The organism is Citrobacter sp. JUb117 (assembly GCF_024809055.1).
Classification (GTDB): Bacteria; Pseudomonadota; Gammaproteobacteria; order Enterobacterales; family Enterobacteriaceae; genus Citrobacter; species Citrobacter gillenii.
In genome coordinates this window covers 274,000-287,725 of sequence record NZ_JANUFB010000006.1, presented here as the reverse complement: position 1 = coordinate 287,725, position 13,726 = coordinate 274,000, and the positions used below count along the sequence as shown (strand labels likewise).

Below are 13,726 nucleotides of genomic sequence, written 5' to 3'. Positions count from 1 at the left end.
TTAAGACGATGACACGGCCTCCGCAGAGTCCTCCGGGGGCCGTTTTTTTAACCGCCAGGTCAGCAATAACGCCACCGCCACCAGCCCGGCTGCCGCCAGATAAATAACCGGTACGCCCGCCCACGTCATCACCAGTCCCGCCAGCGGCCCGGTAATCCCCAGTGAGAGATCCATAAATACCGTGTAGGTCGCCAGCGCAGCGCCCTGATTCTGCTGCGGCACCGCTTTTACCGCCACCACGCCCAGCGCCGGGAACACCAGCGAGAACCCCGCACCTGCCAACAGAACGCCTACTTTCGCCATCCACGGCAGATCCGCCATCCCTACCAGCAGCAGCCCAACTATTTCCACGCTAAAACAGATCATCGCCACATTTAACCCGCCTAAGCGGTTAATGCCGTTTGGGAATAACAGGCGGGTCCCGACAAACGTACAGCTAAACAGCGTCAACGCGAATGCCGCGCCGTCCCAGCCTTTGGCGTCATAAAACAGCGTGATAAAGGTGGCGATCACCCCAAAACCAGCGGAAGCCAACGCCAGCGCCATACCGTACAACCAGACGCGCCCGAGCACCGCGCGAAACGGCATCGGCTTGCCCTTGCTGGCCTTCACCGCCGGACGTGGCAGCGCCAACATTATTGCTAACAGAGCCACCGCCATGATGGTCAGCGCCAGTCCCTGCAAACCACCCCAGGCGTAACACAGCACGCCCAGCGGCGCGCCTATCGCCATCGCTCCGTAGGTGACGATACCGTTCCATGAAATCACCCGCCCAATGTGTATTGAGCCCACCACACCCACGCCCCACAGCGTTGAACCGGTACCGGCAAAACTTTGCCCAATCCCCAGAATCACGCGCCCGAGGCACAGCAACACTAAGCTCACCATCGGCCAGCCACTGGTTGTTCCCGCCAGCAAATAGCCCAGGCCACTTAAAAAACAGCCGCACAGCCCGAACACGACAATCTTTTTCGGCCCCAGCAGATCGGCGTATCGCCCCGCATGCGGGCGGCTCAACAAGGTGGCGAAATATTGCAGGCTGATCACAAGCCCAGCCCAGAAGGCGCTAAAACCCATAACATCATGAACATAGCCGGGTAGCACCGCGAGCGGCAAGCCAATAGTCAGGTAGCTGGCGAAGTTAAACATCACCACCGAGACAATGCGCAGATTGAGACGAAATCCGTTAAGCGCCGGTTCAGCGACGGGTTCGGGCATGAAGGGTCACCACATTTTTACAACAGTGTTTCATTTCTACCATGTTGCCGGGCAGAAATCAGCAGACAGTTTAGGAATATAGGTCGTAAGCCAGCCGCTACACTTAGAGCAAAACGTAAAAAGGAAGAACACATGACAAGCGCTCAGCCTGATAAAACAGGTTTGCATATTTTGCTCAAACTGGCCGCCCTGGTGGTGATCCTCGCAGGTATTCATGCGGCTGCCGACATTATTGTGCAGCTGTTGCTGGCCCTCTTTTTTGCCATCGTCCTGAACCCGCTGGTGACCTGGTTTATTCGCCGGGGGCTGCGTCGCCCGATTGCCATTACGCTGGTGGTGGTAGTGATGCTGTTCGTGCTCACCGCGCTGGTCGGCGTTCTCGCATCTTCAATCACAGAATTCATGGACATGCTGCCAAAGTACAACAAGGAGCTGACGCGCAAGGTCCTCTACGTGCAAGAGATGGTGCCCTTTCTTAACCTGCACATGTCGCCAGAACGTCTACTGCAACGTATTGACTCCGACAAGCTAATGACCTTCACGACCACGCTGATGACCGGGCTTTCCGGCGCAATGGCCAGCGTCTTCCTGCTGGTAATGACGGTGGTGTTTATGCTGTTTGAGGTACGCCATGTTCCTTACAAGCTGCGCTTTGCGCTGAATAATCCGCAGATCCATATTGCGGGTCTGCACCGTGCATTGAAGGGCGTTTCTCACTACCTGGCGTTAAAAACATTGCTCAGCTTATGGACCGGAGCTATCGTCTGGCTGGGACTGGCGCTAATGGGCATTCAGTTTGCGCTGATGTGGGGCGTGCTGGCATTCCTGCTTAACTATGTACCCAATATTGGCTCGGTGATTTCCGCCGTCCCTCCCATGCTGCAGGCGCTGCTGTTCAACGGAATTTACGAATGCGTGCTGGTCGGCGCCCTATTTTTGGTCGTACATATGGTGATTGGCAATATCCTCGAGCCGCGTATGATGGGCCATCGTTTAGGCCTGTCGACGCTTGTTGTCTTCCTGTCCTTACTGGTATGGGGATGGCTGCTCGGCCCGGTCGGCATGTTACTTTCCGTGCCGCTTACCAGCGTGTGTAAAATCTGGATGGAAACTACCAGGGGTGGCAGCAAGCTGGCAATTTTGCTTGGCCCCGGTAGACCGAAAAGTCGATTACCGGGATAAACTACCAGACAAGGTAGTTTATATATTACGAATAAGATGGTAATAACGCAGACATTACCATCTTAACTTAAATAAAAAACCAATATACAAAGTAAAACCATAATAACTAAAATAAAAAACCTTCCAAAAACACATCTCCGGCACTAACCCACTATATTTAAAAACCATTTAAATTGATGCGCTTAGCTTGATAACGTATACTTCGCACCAATCATGTTGCTGCAAAATTTTCTACTGAAGAAAACCATTAAATATTAAGAAATCATGCCACCAGCACCGTGTTATCTGTCATGTGGAATACAACTCTAATTTAGCTTAAATAAAGATACAGATGATGAAAGGCGAGAATAATTTCATCACTTATTATTTCAATCGTATAAAAATACCGTGATAGGGAGTTTTAATGAAACAGTATATTAAGTGGTTTGCCGCTATTGCGGTTGTCGGCGCGCTGGCAGGCTGTGCGCGTACTGCGCCGATCGATCAAGTTCACTCAAGCGTTAGCGCGGGGCACACTCAGGACCAGGTTAAAAACGCCATTCTAAAAGCCGGCATTCAACGCCAGTGGATCATGACGGAAATTAACCCGGGGGTGATCAAAGCTCGTCAACAGACACGCGATCACGTGGCAGAAGTCCGTATCACCTACACCGCGACCAGCTACGACATCAAATATGACAGCAGTCTTAACCTGCAGGCTTCAGGCGGAAAAATTCATAAAAACTATAACCGTTGGGTGCGCAATCTGGACAAAGACATTCAGGTCAATCTGGCAGCCGGTGCCAATCTGTAATTATGCCTAAAGTCGGGCCGATAAGGCCCGATAACCTCACTATCTGCCACTCAACAGGTTGTTCCCACATGTACGAACAGGACTCGCTCAGCGCACTGGATGCTATTACTGAAGCACAACGTATCGCATTTGCCCCTATGCTTTTTCAAACCGCGTTGTGCCTGCGAAATGCGGGAGTACTGACCTGGCTGGATAAGCAAGGTAAACGCGGCGCTACGCTCGACGAAATTACCGAAAACAGCACCATCAACGAATATGCCGCCAGCATATTGCTGGATATGGGATTAAGTGGGCGCATCATTACCCACAAAGAGGGATATTATTACCTCGCCAAAATCGGTCATTTTCTTTTACATGACACGATGACCAGAGTGAACATGGATTTCACTCAGGATGTTTGCTATCAGGGCCTGTTCTATCTGGAAAATGCGCTGAAAGAAGGTAAACCCGCCGGATTAAAAATATTTGGCGACTGGCCAACCATTTATCCCGCCCTGTCGCAATTACCGCTGGCGGCGCGTGAAAGTTGGTTTGCTTTTGATCATTACTATTCAGACGGGGCATTTGACGCGGCATTACCGTATGTATTCGCCAATGCCCCTGCAACCCTGTACGATGTCGGCGGAAATACCGGAAAATGGGCATTACGTTGTTGTCAGCATGATGACAATATCGCCGTCACGTTATTAGATTTACCACAACAAATTGCGCTGGCCCGTGAAAATATCGAAAATGCAGGATTATCTCATCGCATAAAGTTCCATGCTGTGGATATGCTTAGTGACTCGCCTTTACCCGCAGAGGCTGATATCTGGTGGATGAGTCAATTCCTGGACTGTTTTTCCCCGGAGCAAATTATCGCCATGCTGAGCAAGATTGCCGGCGTAATGAAACCCGGTGCCAAACTCTGCATTATGGAACTGTTCTGGGATGCGCAGAAATTTGAAGCGGCCTCATTTAGCCTGAATGCGTCTTCGCTTTATTTTACCTGTATGGCGAACGGCAACAGTCGTTTCTACAGCGTAGAGAAGTTTTATCACTATCTGAAACAGGCAGGTTTTCAGGTAGATGAACGCCACGATAACCTGGGTATTGGGCATACTTTATTGATATGCCAGAAGAAAAAATAACAAACAACTGGAATAACCGATTTATCGCGGACGCGCGTTGATGAAATTTGCATTAAACATTACCGACTGGCAGGCAAAAGCTCCAGGATTAAGCGAAGCGGCACAGTGGCATGAATGGTCACGGCTTTCGCACACCATCGATCCAGCCTCGCCACAGGGAAAGCTCAGTGAATTACCGATGATGACCGCTCGCCGCCTCAGTTCGGGTAGCAAGCTGGCCGTCGAGTGCGGGCTGGCAATGCTCCGTCGTCATGCGATCGATGCCGTCCTCTATACCAGTCGTCACGGTGAACTGGAACGTAACTACCGCATCCTGCACGCATTGGCGACAGAGCAGCCAATCTCTCCGACCGATTTCGCCCTGTCCGTGCATAACTCCGCCGTCGGCAACCTGACCATCGCCGCAAAAAACCCGATCGTCTCCTCCTCGCTCTCAGCAGGCAAAGACACGTTCCAGCAAGGATTATGCGAAGTGATGGGCCTGCTACAGGCGGGATATCAGCGGGTGTTAATGGTCGATTTCGATGGTTTCCTGCCTGAGTTTTATCACCCGCAGCTGCCTGCTGACATGCCGACCTGGCCATTTGCCGTCGCGTTGGTTATTGAACCAGGTAGTCAGTGGCGGTGTGAAACCCGCCCATACCGCGACCACGGCGAGTCCACGTTGCCGCAAAGCCTGCTGTTTTTACAACATTATCTGCGAGATACCCCGGCGTTTACGCTGACGGGTGAACGCGTACAGTGGCAATGGAGTCAGGGGTGAGCGCGGTGTTCCAGCCCCTTAACCGGGCATGGCGACTGGTGATGACCGGTTTATGCTTCGCCCTGTTTGGCATCGGCGGACTGCTCCTTTCCACTATCTGGTTTAACGTATTGTTAATCACAGTATGGAATAATTCCATACGTCGGCGCATTGCCAGACGCAGCATAGCCGCCAGTTTTCGTCTCTTTTTAACGGTGACGAAGGGGCTTGGCGTGCTGGATTACCACATTGAAGGGCGTGACGTTTTGCTCAAGGAACGAGGATGTCTGGTCGTCGCCAACCATCCGACGCTCATCGACTATGTGCTACTGGCTTCGGTCATGGCAGAAACAGACTGTCTGGTGAAAAGCGCGCTCCTGAAGAATCCGTTCCTCGGCGGCGTAGTCCGGGCGGCGGATTATCTGATTAACAGCCAGGCTGATGCACTGTTGCCCGCCTGCCAGCAGCGGCTGGAACAAGGCAACACAATATTGATTTTCCCCGAGGGGACACGCACGCGTCCCGGTGAGGAAATGACGCTCCAGCGTGGTGCGGCAAATATCGCCGTGCGCTGCCACAGCGACTTACGCATAGTCACGATTAACTGCAGCGAGCAAATGCTTGATAAGCAAAGCAAATGGTATGACATTCCACCGGCTAAACCCGTATTTACCATATCCGTCCGCGCACGGGTAAAAATCGACCAATTTTACGATGCAAATTCACAAGAACCGGCGCTGGCCGCAAGGCAGTTGAACCGGCATCTTTTGCTTCAATTACAACCAGGTACGTTACCTCTTTCAGGAATTAATGATGCAAGCGCTTTATCTTGAAATCAAAAATCTCATTATAACGACATTGAATCTCGACGAACTTACTGCTGACGATATTGAAACCGACGCAGCGCTGTTTGGCGATGGCTTAGGGCTGGACTCCATCGACGCCCTGGAGTTAGGCCTGGCGGTGAAAAATGAGTATGGCGTGGTTCTCTCGGCTGAGAGCGAAGAGATGCGCCAGCACTTCTTCTCCGTCGCCACGCTGGCATCTTTCATTCACGCGCAACGTGCCTGAGGAAAGTCCGTTATGACTGAACAAAAAGCCATTTACGAAGAAGTCTCCGCGCTGCTGGTTAAGCTGTTTGAAGTCGACCCACAGGACATTAAGCCCGAGGCGCGCCTGTACGACGATCTGGAACTGGACAGCATTGACGCTGTTGACATGATCGTGCATCTGCAAAAGAAAACCGGCAAGAAAATCAAGCCGGAGGAATTTAAAGCGGTGCGGACAGTGCAGGATGTCGTCGATGCGGTAGAACGCCTGCTCAAAGAAGCATAACGCATCGTGTCGGGCGCGCGTTCGCTGCCAGTCGTACAACTGCTGACAGGCTTACTGCTGTTGGCCTGGCCATTTTTAATCTGGTTTGGCCTGACACATAACGGCCTGCACTGGCTGCTACCGCTGATGGCATTGCTGCTGTTTGTACGCTTTCGCCAGACCCGGCGACAGGCGGGACCGTTGCGCGTCGTGACGCAGATAGTGGCGGTAGCGGGCATCACGCTTTGCGTTACCAGCTATCTGCTCAAAACGCACCAGTTGCTGCTGTTTTATCCGGTGGTGGTCAACGGGGTCATGCTGGCAGTCTTTGGTGGCTCACTCTGGTCTACCATGCCGGTTGTCGAACGCCTGGCACGGCTGCGCGATCCCAATCTACCCGCAGCAGGTGTGCGCTACACGCGCCGCGTCACGCAAATCTGGTGTGCCTTTTTCATCCTCAATGGCAGCATTGCACTCGGTACCGCGCTGTATGGCGATATGTCCCTGTGGACGGTGTGGAATGGCATGCTCTCCTACCTGCTGATGGGAACGCTGATGGCAGGAGAGTGGCTGGTGCGCCGCCAGGTGATAAAACGAGATAACCCATGAAGCAGCCCCTTCCACTCTCTGAGTGGCTCAGCGCTCCACGTCCATCCGACGTACCCGTTGCGTGGTTAGAAGACGCGACCTGGACACTCGGCCATCTACGCCACGATGTTGCCCTGTTGATAACGTACCTGCAGCAGCAGGAGGGTGAACGCTGGGCACTGTGCTTTGAGGACAGCTATCTGTTTATCGTGGCACTGCTGGCAACGCTCCATGCTGGCAAAACGCCGGTGATCCCGGGCCATTGTCGCGTTTCATTATTGAACGAGCAGCATGCGCTGTTTGACGGCGTATTGAGCGATAAACCGCTGAACTGGCAGGGTCCGCTACAGGTTGTCCAGTCTGCCATGACGGCCGCCACAGACGACGTGACGTTCCCCCCCATCCGCAGCGACACCTTTGTGGAACTCTTCACCTCCGGCTCTACCGGCCAGCCGAAGCGGGTCGTTAAACCGATCGGGCGTCTCGATAACGAAGCGGCGTTGCTCGCCGCGCGCTTTGCCGACCGTTTAACAGGTTGTCGGGTGGTGGCATCAGTGTTGCCACAGCATCTGTACGGCCTGACATTTCGTATCTTCCTGCCGATGTCCTTGGGCTTGCCGCTACACGCGGCAATGCTCTGGTACGCCGAACAACTGGCGGCGTTGGGCCATGAGCATCAGTATGTGTTTATCAGCAGCCCGGCGTTTCTGAAACGCCTCGACCACCAGCTTGCCGCGCCGCCGGTCCGGATGGTTCTGTCAGCGGGCGGTATGCTGCCCTGGCAGGACGTCACGCAGACAGCAGACTGGCTAAACGTCTGGCCTGATGAGATCTACGGTAGCACTGAAACCGGCATCCTCGCCTGGCGTTATCGCCAGCAGGATGATGTAGCATGGCAGCCCTTCCCCGACATCAGATTCCGGTCAGAAAATGATGCGTTTCGCGTATTTTCCCCGCTGATTGCTGCTGATGATGGCCTGTTGCTCGACGATATTCTGCATTTTGCAGAAAACGGTCAGTTCCGCCTGATGGGACGGCGGGGCCGGGTGGTCAAAATTGAAGAAAAGCGTATTTCGCTAAGCGAAGTAGAGCGCCGTCTGCTGGCACTGGACGGCATTTGCGACGTTGCTGCTATGCCTGTCTCACGCGGCGGACGCCAGGGCGTTGGCGTCCTGCTGGTTCTGGATAACGAAACGCGTCAACGCTGGTATCAGCGCGGAGGAAAACCACAAGAGCTGAGCTGGCGGCGCGCGCTGCGCCCATGGCTGGAGCCGGTTGCTGTTCCCCGCTACTGGCGGGTGATTGACGAAATCCCGGTGAACAGTATGAACAAGCGTGTCTATGCGCAATTACAGGAGTTATTCCATGAAACCCCATGAAATTGAGCGTCATCAGGCACAACCTCAGCAGGTGGAGATTGTTTTGCATCTCGACCCTTCTCTATTCTGGTTCTGCGGACATTTTACCGTGCAGCCACTGCTGCCCGGCGTGGCACAGATCGACTGGGTAATGCACTACGCCACCACGCTGCTCGCCCCCGGCTGGCGCTTTCACAGCATTCAGAACGTGAAATTTCAGGCTCCGCTGTTACCGGAAAACACCGTCACGCTAGCCCTGGACTGGCAAGAAGAGCGCCAGATACTGACCTTCAGCTACCAGCGCCACGACGGCGAAGCGCGCCATACCGCCAGCAGCGGGAAGATCCGGTTATGCCGTTAACGTTTTCTCCCTGCGTGCTGATCCCCTGCTACAACCATGGCGCAATGATGGCCAGCGTGCTGGCGCGGCTTCAGCCGTTCGGCCTGCCCTGCATTGTGGTGGACGACGGCAGCGACGACGCCACGCGGGATGAACTGGCCCGCCTGGCAGCAGAAGATAAAAATCTGACCTTAATTCGCCTGCCGATTAACTCGGGCAAAGGTGCGGCGACGATCTGCGGCATGCAGGCGGCGGCAGAGGCCGGATTCAGCCACGCGGTGCAGGTAGACGCCGACGGGCAGCATGCCATTGAAGATATCCCGAAGCTGCTTGCACTGGCGGAGCTTCACCCAACAGCGTTGATTTCCGGGCAGCCTATTTATGACGACTCAATTCCCCGCTCGCGCCTGTACGGACGCTGGGTGACCCACGTCTGGGTGTGGATTGAAACGCTCTCGCTCCAGCTCAAAGACAGCATGTGCGGCTTTCGGGTTTATCCGGTAGCACCGACGCTACAGCTGGCGCAGCGCGTGACGCTCGGCAAGCGAATGGATTTTGATACCGAAGTGATGGTGCGCCTCTACTGGCAAGGTAACACCAGCTATTTTGTCCCCACCCGCGTCACCTATCCGCTGGACGGGCTATCGCATTTCGATGCCCTCAAAGACAACCTGCGCATTTCACGGATGCACACGCGCCTGTTTTTTGGCATGTTGCCGCGCATCCCGTCGCTGCTTTTTCGCCGCGCATCGCCACACTGGGCGCGCCAGCAGGAAGTAAAGGGATTATGGGGGATGCGCCTGATGCTACTGGTGTGGCGATTACTCGGGCGCAAAGCATTCTCCCTGCTGCTCTACCCGGTGGTCGGCGTTTACTGGCTGACGGCAACCACCGCCCGCAAAGCCTCCCAACGCTGGATTGCTCGCGTGCGTGAACAGCTAACCGCACGCCAGATGCCGCTGCCGCCATCGCTCACCAGCTATCAGCACTTCCTGCGTTTTGGCGATGCGATGCTCGATAAAATTGCCAGCTGGCGCGGCGAACTGCGGTTAGGCCGCGATGTGGTCTTTGCTCCGGGCGCTGAAGAGACGCTCAACGTTAGCTCACCGCGCGGCAAGCTACTGCTGGCCTCGCATCTGGGCGATGTTGAAGCCTGTCGCGCGCTGGCGCAATTACAGGGCAGCAAAACCATCAACGCGCTGGTGTTCAGCGACAATGCCCAGCGCTTTAAGCAAATTATGCAAGAGATGGCCCCGCAGGCCGGGCTGAATCTGCTGCCGGTAACCGATATTGGCCCGGATACTGCGATCCTGCTTAAAGAGAAGCTGGATCGCGGCGAGTGGATTGCCATCGTCGGCGATCGTATTGCAGTCAATCCGCAACGCGGCGGCGAATGGCGCGTCTGCTGGAGCCGTTTTATGGGGCAAGCGGCCCCCTTCCCGCAGGGTCCGTTTATCCTCGCCGCTATTTTACGCTGCCCGGTGGATCTGATTTTCGCCCTGCGCCAGCAGGGGAAACTGCGTATTCACTGCGAGCCTTTCGCCGACCCGCTACTGTTGCCGCGCGCCGACCGGCAAAACGCATTACAGCAAGCCATCGATCGCTACGCCGAACGTCTGGAACACTACGCGCTACAGTCGCCGCTCGACTGGTTTAACTTTTTCGATTTCTGGCAGTTGCCGGATACCAAAAACAAGGAGTAAGGGTGCTTAACGATCCCCGCTTTACGGCTGAAGTCGAGCTGACCATTCCGTTCCACGACGTCGATATGATGGGCGTGGCGTGGCACGGCAACTATTTCCGCTATTTCGAAATTGCCCGCGAGGCGCTGCTGAATCAGTTCGATTATGGCTATCGGCAGATGAAAGAATCGGGCTATCTGTGGCCGGTGGTCGATACCCGCGTGAAGTACCGCCACGCGCTGACCTTTGAGCAGCGCATTCGCGTACGCGCCCGCCTTGAGGAGTTCGAAAACCGTCTGCGCATTGGTTACGAAATTTTCGATGCCGAAACCGGCAAACGCGCGACTACCGGCTATACCATCCAGGTGGCGGTAGAAGAGAACAGCCGCGAACTGTGCTTCGTCAGCCCGGCTATCCTGTTCGAACGTATGGGGGTCACGCCATGAGATTTTTACCGCTGCTGGCGCTGCTTATCAGCCCATGGGTCAGCGCTCTGACGCTGGATGATCTGCAACAGCGCTTTACCGAACAGCCGGTGGTCCGCGCTCACTTCGATCAAACCCGCACCATTAAGGATCTGCCGCAGCCGCTACGATCGCAGGGTAACATGTTGATCGCACGTGACCAGGGATTGCTGTGGGACCAAACGTCCCCGTTCCCGATGCAGCTGCTGCTCGATGACAAACGGATGGTACAGGTGATCAACGGCCAGCCGCCGCAAACCCTCACCGCTGAGAACAACCCGCAGATGTTCCAGTTCAACCATCTGCTGCGCGCGCTGTTCCAGGCGGATCGTAACGTGCTGGAACAGAACTTCCGCGTGGAGTTTGCTGACAAAGGCGAAGGCCGCTGGACGCTGCGCCTGAAGCCGATCACCACGCCGCTGGATAAGATTTTCGCAACCATCGATTTAGCCGGAAAAACCTATCTGGAAAGTATTCAACTGAACGATAAGCAGGGCGATCGCACCGATATCGCCCTTTCCCAACACCAACTGACGCCCGCACAGCTGACCGATGACGAACGCCAACGCTTTGCCGCCCAGTAAACGTCCCGCGCTGCTGTGGGGAATCGCCTGCCTGATCCTATTGGGCGTGTTGCTGACGCTGTTGCCTCAGGCACGGCTTAACAGCAGCGTGCTGGCAATGCTGCCCAAGCAGACGTTGGGGGCGATCCCGCCGAGCCTCAACGACGGCTTTATGCAGCGCCTTGACCGGCAACTGGTCTGGCTGGTAAGCCCCGGGAAAAAAGCCGACCCGCAGGTTGCCCGCAGCTGGCTGTCGCTATTACAGAAATCGCAGGCGCTGGCTGAGGTCAAAGGCCCGATGGACGCCGACAGCCAGCAGGCATGGGGCGCTTTCTTCTGGCAGCACCGCAACGGCCTGATCGATAGCGACACCCGCGCACGCCTGCAAAACGGCGGCGAGGCGCAGGCGCAGTGGATTCTTTCCCAACTCTACTCGGCCTTCTCCGGCGTGAGCGGCAAAGAGCTGCAAAACGACCCGCTGATGCTGATGCGCGGCTCGCAGTTGGCAATGGCCAAAAACGGCCAGCGCCTGCGGCTGATGGACGGCTGGCTGGTGGCCCAGGATGAACAGGGCAACTACTGGTACCTGCTGCATGGCGAGCTGGCCGGTTCGTCGTTTGATATGCAGCAGACGCACCAGCTGGTCACCACGCTGAATACGCTGGAAGGTGAACTCAAGGCGCAATATCCGCAGGCGCAGCTGTTGTCTCGCGGGACCATGTTCTACAGCGATTACGCCAGCCAGCAGGCAAAGCGGGATGTTTCGACCCTCGGTGTCGCCACCCTGCTTGGGGTGATTTTGCTGATTGTGGCGGTGTTCCGTTCCCTGCGCCCGCTGCTGCTGTGTCTGATTTCGATCGGCATTGGCGCGCTGGCAGGCACCGTCATCACGTTGCTGATTTTTGGCGAGCTGCACCTGATGACGCTGGTGATGAGCATGAGCATCATCGGGATCTCCGCCGACTACACGCTCTACTATCTGACCGAGCGGATGGTGCACGGCGCAGAAACCTCACCGTGGCAAAGCCTCAGCAAAGTGCGCAATGCCCTGCTGCTGGCGCTGCTTACCACCGTGGCGGCGTATTTGATTATGATCCTCGCGCCCTTCCCCGGCATTCGTCAGATGGCGGTATTCGCGGCGGTAGGCCTGAGCGCTTCCTGCCTGACGGTGATTTTCTGGCACCCGTGGCTGTGTCGTGGGCTACCGGTGCGCCCGGTTCCGGCGATGGTACTGATGCTACGCTGGCTTGCGGCCTGGCGACGCAATAAAAAGCTTTCTGTCGGCTTGCCGGTGGCGCTGGCCCTGTTCTCGCTGGCGGGTCTTGCCACACTGCGCGTGGACGATGATATCTCGCAGCTTCAGGCGCTGCCGCAGGATATTTTGGCACAGGAAAAAGCGATTACCGCGCTGACCGGGCAGAGTGTCGATCAGAAGTGGTTTGTGGTGTACGGCCAATCTGCACAGCAAACGCTGGAGCGGCTGGAAGCCTTTACTGCTGCGCTGGAGCAGGCGAAAAAAGAGGGATGGCTTGGCGGGTATCGCACTATTCCGCTGAATTCACTCGCCCGCCAGCAACAGGATCTCAGCCTGCTGAAAAACGCTGCGCCAGCCGTAATCAAAGCCCTGAACAACGCCGGGCTGGCGACGGTAAACCCCGATCTTAACGCCATGCCGGTAACGATCGATGCCTGGCTTGCCAGCCCGGCCAGCGAAGGCTGGCGGCTGCTGTGGCTGACCCTGGCCAATGGCGAAAGCGGCGTGCTGGTACCGGTTGAAGGGGTGAAAAACAGTGCTGCATTAAGCACTCTCAGCACGAAATACTCCGGTGTCGCGTGGGTGGATCGTAAAAGCAGCTTCGACGAACTGTTCGCGCTGTATCGCCATATTTTGACCGGCCTGCTATTGGTTGCGCTGGCAGTGATTGCCTGCGGCGCGATGGTGCGACTTGGCTGGCGCAAAGGGCTAATCAGTCTCGTGCCATCGGTATTATCGCTGGGCTGCGGTCTGGCAGTGCTGGCGCTCAGCGGCCATGCAGTCAATTTGTTCTCGCTGCTGGCGCTGGTGCTGGTACTCGGCATCGGCATTAACTACACGCTGTTTTTCAGCAATCCGCGCGGCACACCGTTAACCTCATTTTTAGCGATTACGCTGGCGATGCTGACCACGCTGCTGACCCTCGGCATGCTGGTTTTCAGTGCCACCCAGGCTATCAGCAGCTTTGGTATCGTGCTGGTGAGCGGCATTTTCACCGCCTTCCTGCTGTCACCGCTGGCGATGCCAGTGAAAAAGAGAAAAAAAGACGATGAGTAAACTGATATTTCGTTGGTTGAGTGGGCTTTTGCCGGATGGCG

General features: G+C 55.7%; 15 protein-coding genes. 14 read left to right on the top strand and 1 reads right to left on the bottom strand.

Annotated features, from left to right (window positions below; all coding sequences use genetic code 11):
- Entirely contained in the window at nucleotides 1-1,218 is a 1,218-nt protein-coding gene (locus M2374_RS15810; protein WP_181688675.1) for an MFS transporter, read from the bottom strand.
- 132 nt (nucleotides 1,219-1,350) lie between these two features.
- On the opposite strand from M2374_RS15810, the gene M2374_RS15805 reads away from it, so the two are divergent.
- From M2374_RS15805 to M2374_RS15740, 14 genes are all read left to right on the top strand, one after another.
- On the top strand, nucleotides 1,351-2,400 hold the full coding sequence (locus M2374_RS15805) for an AI-2E family transporter (RefSeq protein ID WP_115257262.1): 1,050 nt from the start codon (nucleotides 1,351-1,353) through the stop codon (nucleotides 2,398-2,400).
- A 415-nt stretch (nucleotides 2,401-2,815) separates the two neighbouring features.
- A complete protein-coding gene (locus M2374_RS15800) occupies nucleotides 2,816-3,193 on the top strand; it encodes a hypothetical protein (RefSeq protein WP_135912828.1) in 378 nt (125 codons plus the stop codon).
- A 68-nt stretch (nucleotides 3,194-3,261) separates the two neighbouring features.
- Nucleotides 3,262-4,323: a class I SAM-dependent methyltransferase gene (locus M2374_RS15795; protein WP_115257260.1), complete on the top strand. Its 1,062-nt coding sequence runs from the start codon at nucleotides 3,262-3,264 to the stop codon at nucleotides 4,321-4,323.
- A gap of 40 nt (nucleotides 4,324-4,363) precedes the next feature.
- Nucleotides 4,364-5,086, top strand: coding sequence for a beta-ketoacyl synthase chain length factor (locus M2374_RS15790; RefSeq protein WP_181688674.1), 723 nt, complete (start codon nucleotides 4,364-4,366; stop codon nucleotides 5,084-5,086).
- A 41-nt stretch (nucleotides 5,087-5,127) separates the two neighbouring features.
- Nucleotides 5,128-5,898, top strand: coding sequence for a lysophospholipid acyltransferase family protein (locus tag M2374_RS15785; protein ID WP_404979241.1), 771 nt, complete (start codon nucleotides 5,128-5,130; stop codon nucleotides 5,896-5,898).
- On the top strand, nucleotides 5,879-6,136 hold the full coding sequence (locus M2374_RS15780; RefSeq protein WP_096759209.1) for a phosphopantetheine-binding protein: 258 nt from the start codon (nucleotides 5,879-5,881) through the stop codon (nucleotides 6,134-6,136). Before M2374_RS15785 ends, M2374_RS15780 begins: the two co-directional genes overlap by 20 nt.
- A gap of 12 nt (nucleotides 6,137-6,148) precedes the next feature.
- Nucleotides 6,149-6,400, top strand: a complete 252-nt coding sequence (locus tag M2374_RS15775; RefSeq protein ID WP_096759208.1) for an acyl carrier protein — start codon at nucleotides 6,149-6,151, stop codon at nucleotides 6,398-6,400.
- A gap of 6 nt (nucleotides 6,401-6,406) precedes the next feature.
- On the top strand, nucleotides 6,407-6,988 hold the full coding sequence (locus M2374_RS15770; RefSeq protein ID WP_181688673.1) for a hypothetical protein: 582 nt from the start codon (nucleotides 6,407-6,409) through the stop codon (nucleotides 6,986-6,988).
- Nucleotides 6,985-8,346, top strand: coding sequence for an AMP-binding protein (locus tag M2374_RS15765; protein WP_181688672.1), 1,362 nt, complete (start codon nucleotides 6,985-6,987; stop codon nucleotides 8,344-8,346). Before M2374_RS15770 ends, M2374_RS15765 begins: the two co-directional genes overlap by 4 nt.
- The gene (locus M2374_RS15760) at nucleotides 8,333-8,686 is read left to right on the top strand and encodes a beta-hydroxyacyl-ACP dehydratase (RefSeq protein WP_181688671.1); all 354 of its coding nucleotides are present in this window, start codon (nucleotides 8,333-8,335) and stop codon (nucleotides 8,684-8,686) included. The genes M2374_RS15765 and M2374_RS15760 overlap by 14 nt, the downstream gene beginning before the upstream one ends.
- Nucleotides 8,677-10,368 carry a glycosyltransferase gene (locus M2374_RS15755; protein ID WP_181688670.1) on the top strand — a complete coding sequence of 564 codons (1,692 nt, stop codon included), beginning with the start codon at nucleotides 8,677-8,679 and terminating at the stop codon, nucleotides 10,366-10,368. Before M2374_RS15760 ends, M2374_RS15755 begins: the two co-directional genes overlap by 10 nt.
- Nucleotides 10,369-10,370: 2 nt before the next feature.
- Nucleotides 10,371-10,793, top strand: a complete 423-nt coding sequence (locus M2374_RS15750; protein ID WP_259155266.1) for a thioesterase family protein — start codon at nucleotides 10,371-10,373, stop codon at nucleotides 10,791-10,793.
- On the top strand, nucleotides 10,790-11,395 hold the full coding sequence (locus tag M2374_RS15745; RefSeq protein WP_181688668.1) for an outer membrane lipoprotein carrier protein LolA: 606 nt from the start codon (nucleotides 10,790-10,792) through the stop codon (nucleotides 11,393-11,395). Before M2374_RS15750 ends, M2374_RS15745 begins: the two co-directional genes overlap by 4 nt.
- A complete protein-coding gene (locus M2374_RS15740) occupies nucleotides 11,364-13,685 on the top strand; it encodes an MMPL family transporter (protein WP_181688667.1) in 2,322 nt (773 codons plus the stop codon). The genes M2374_RS15745 and M2374_RS15740 overlap by 32 nt, the downstream gene beginning before the upstream one ends.
- Nucleotides 13,686-13,726 lie beyond the last annotated feature (41 nt).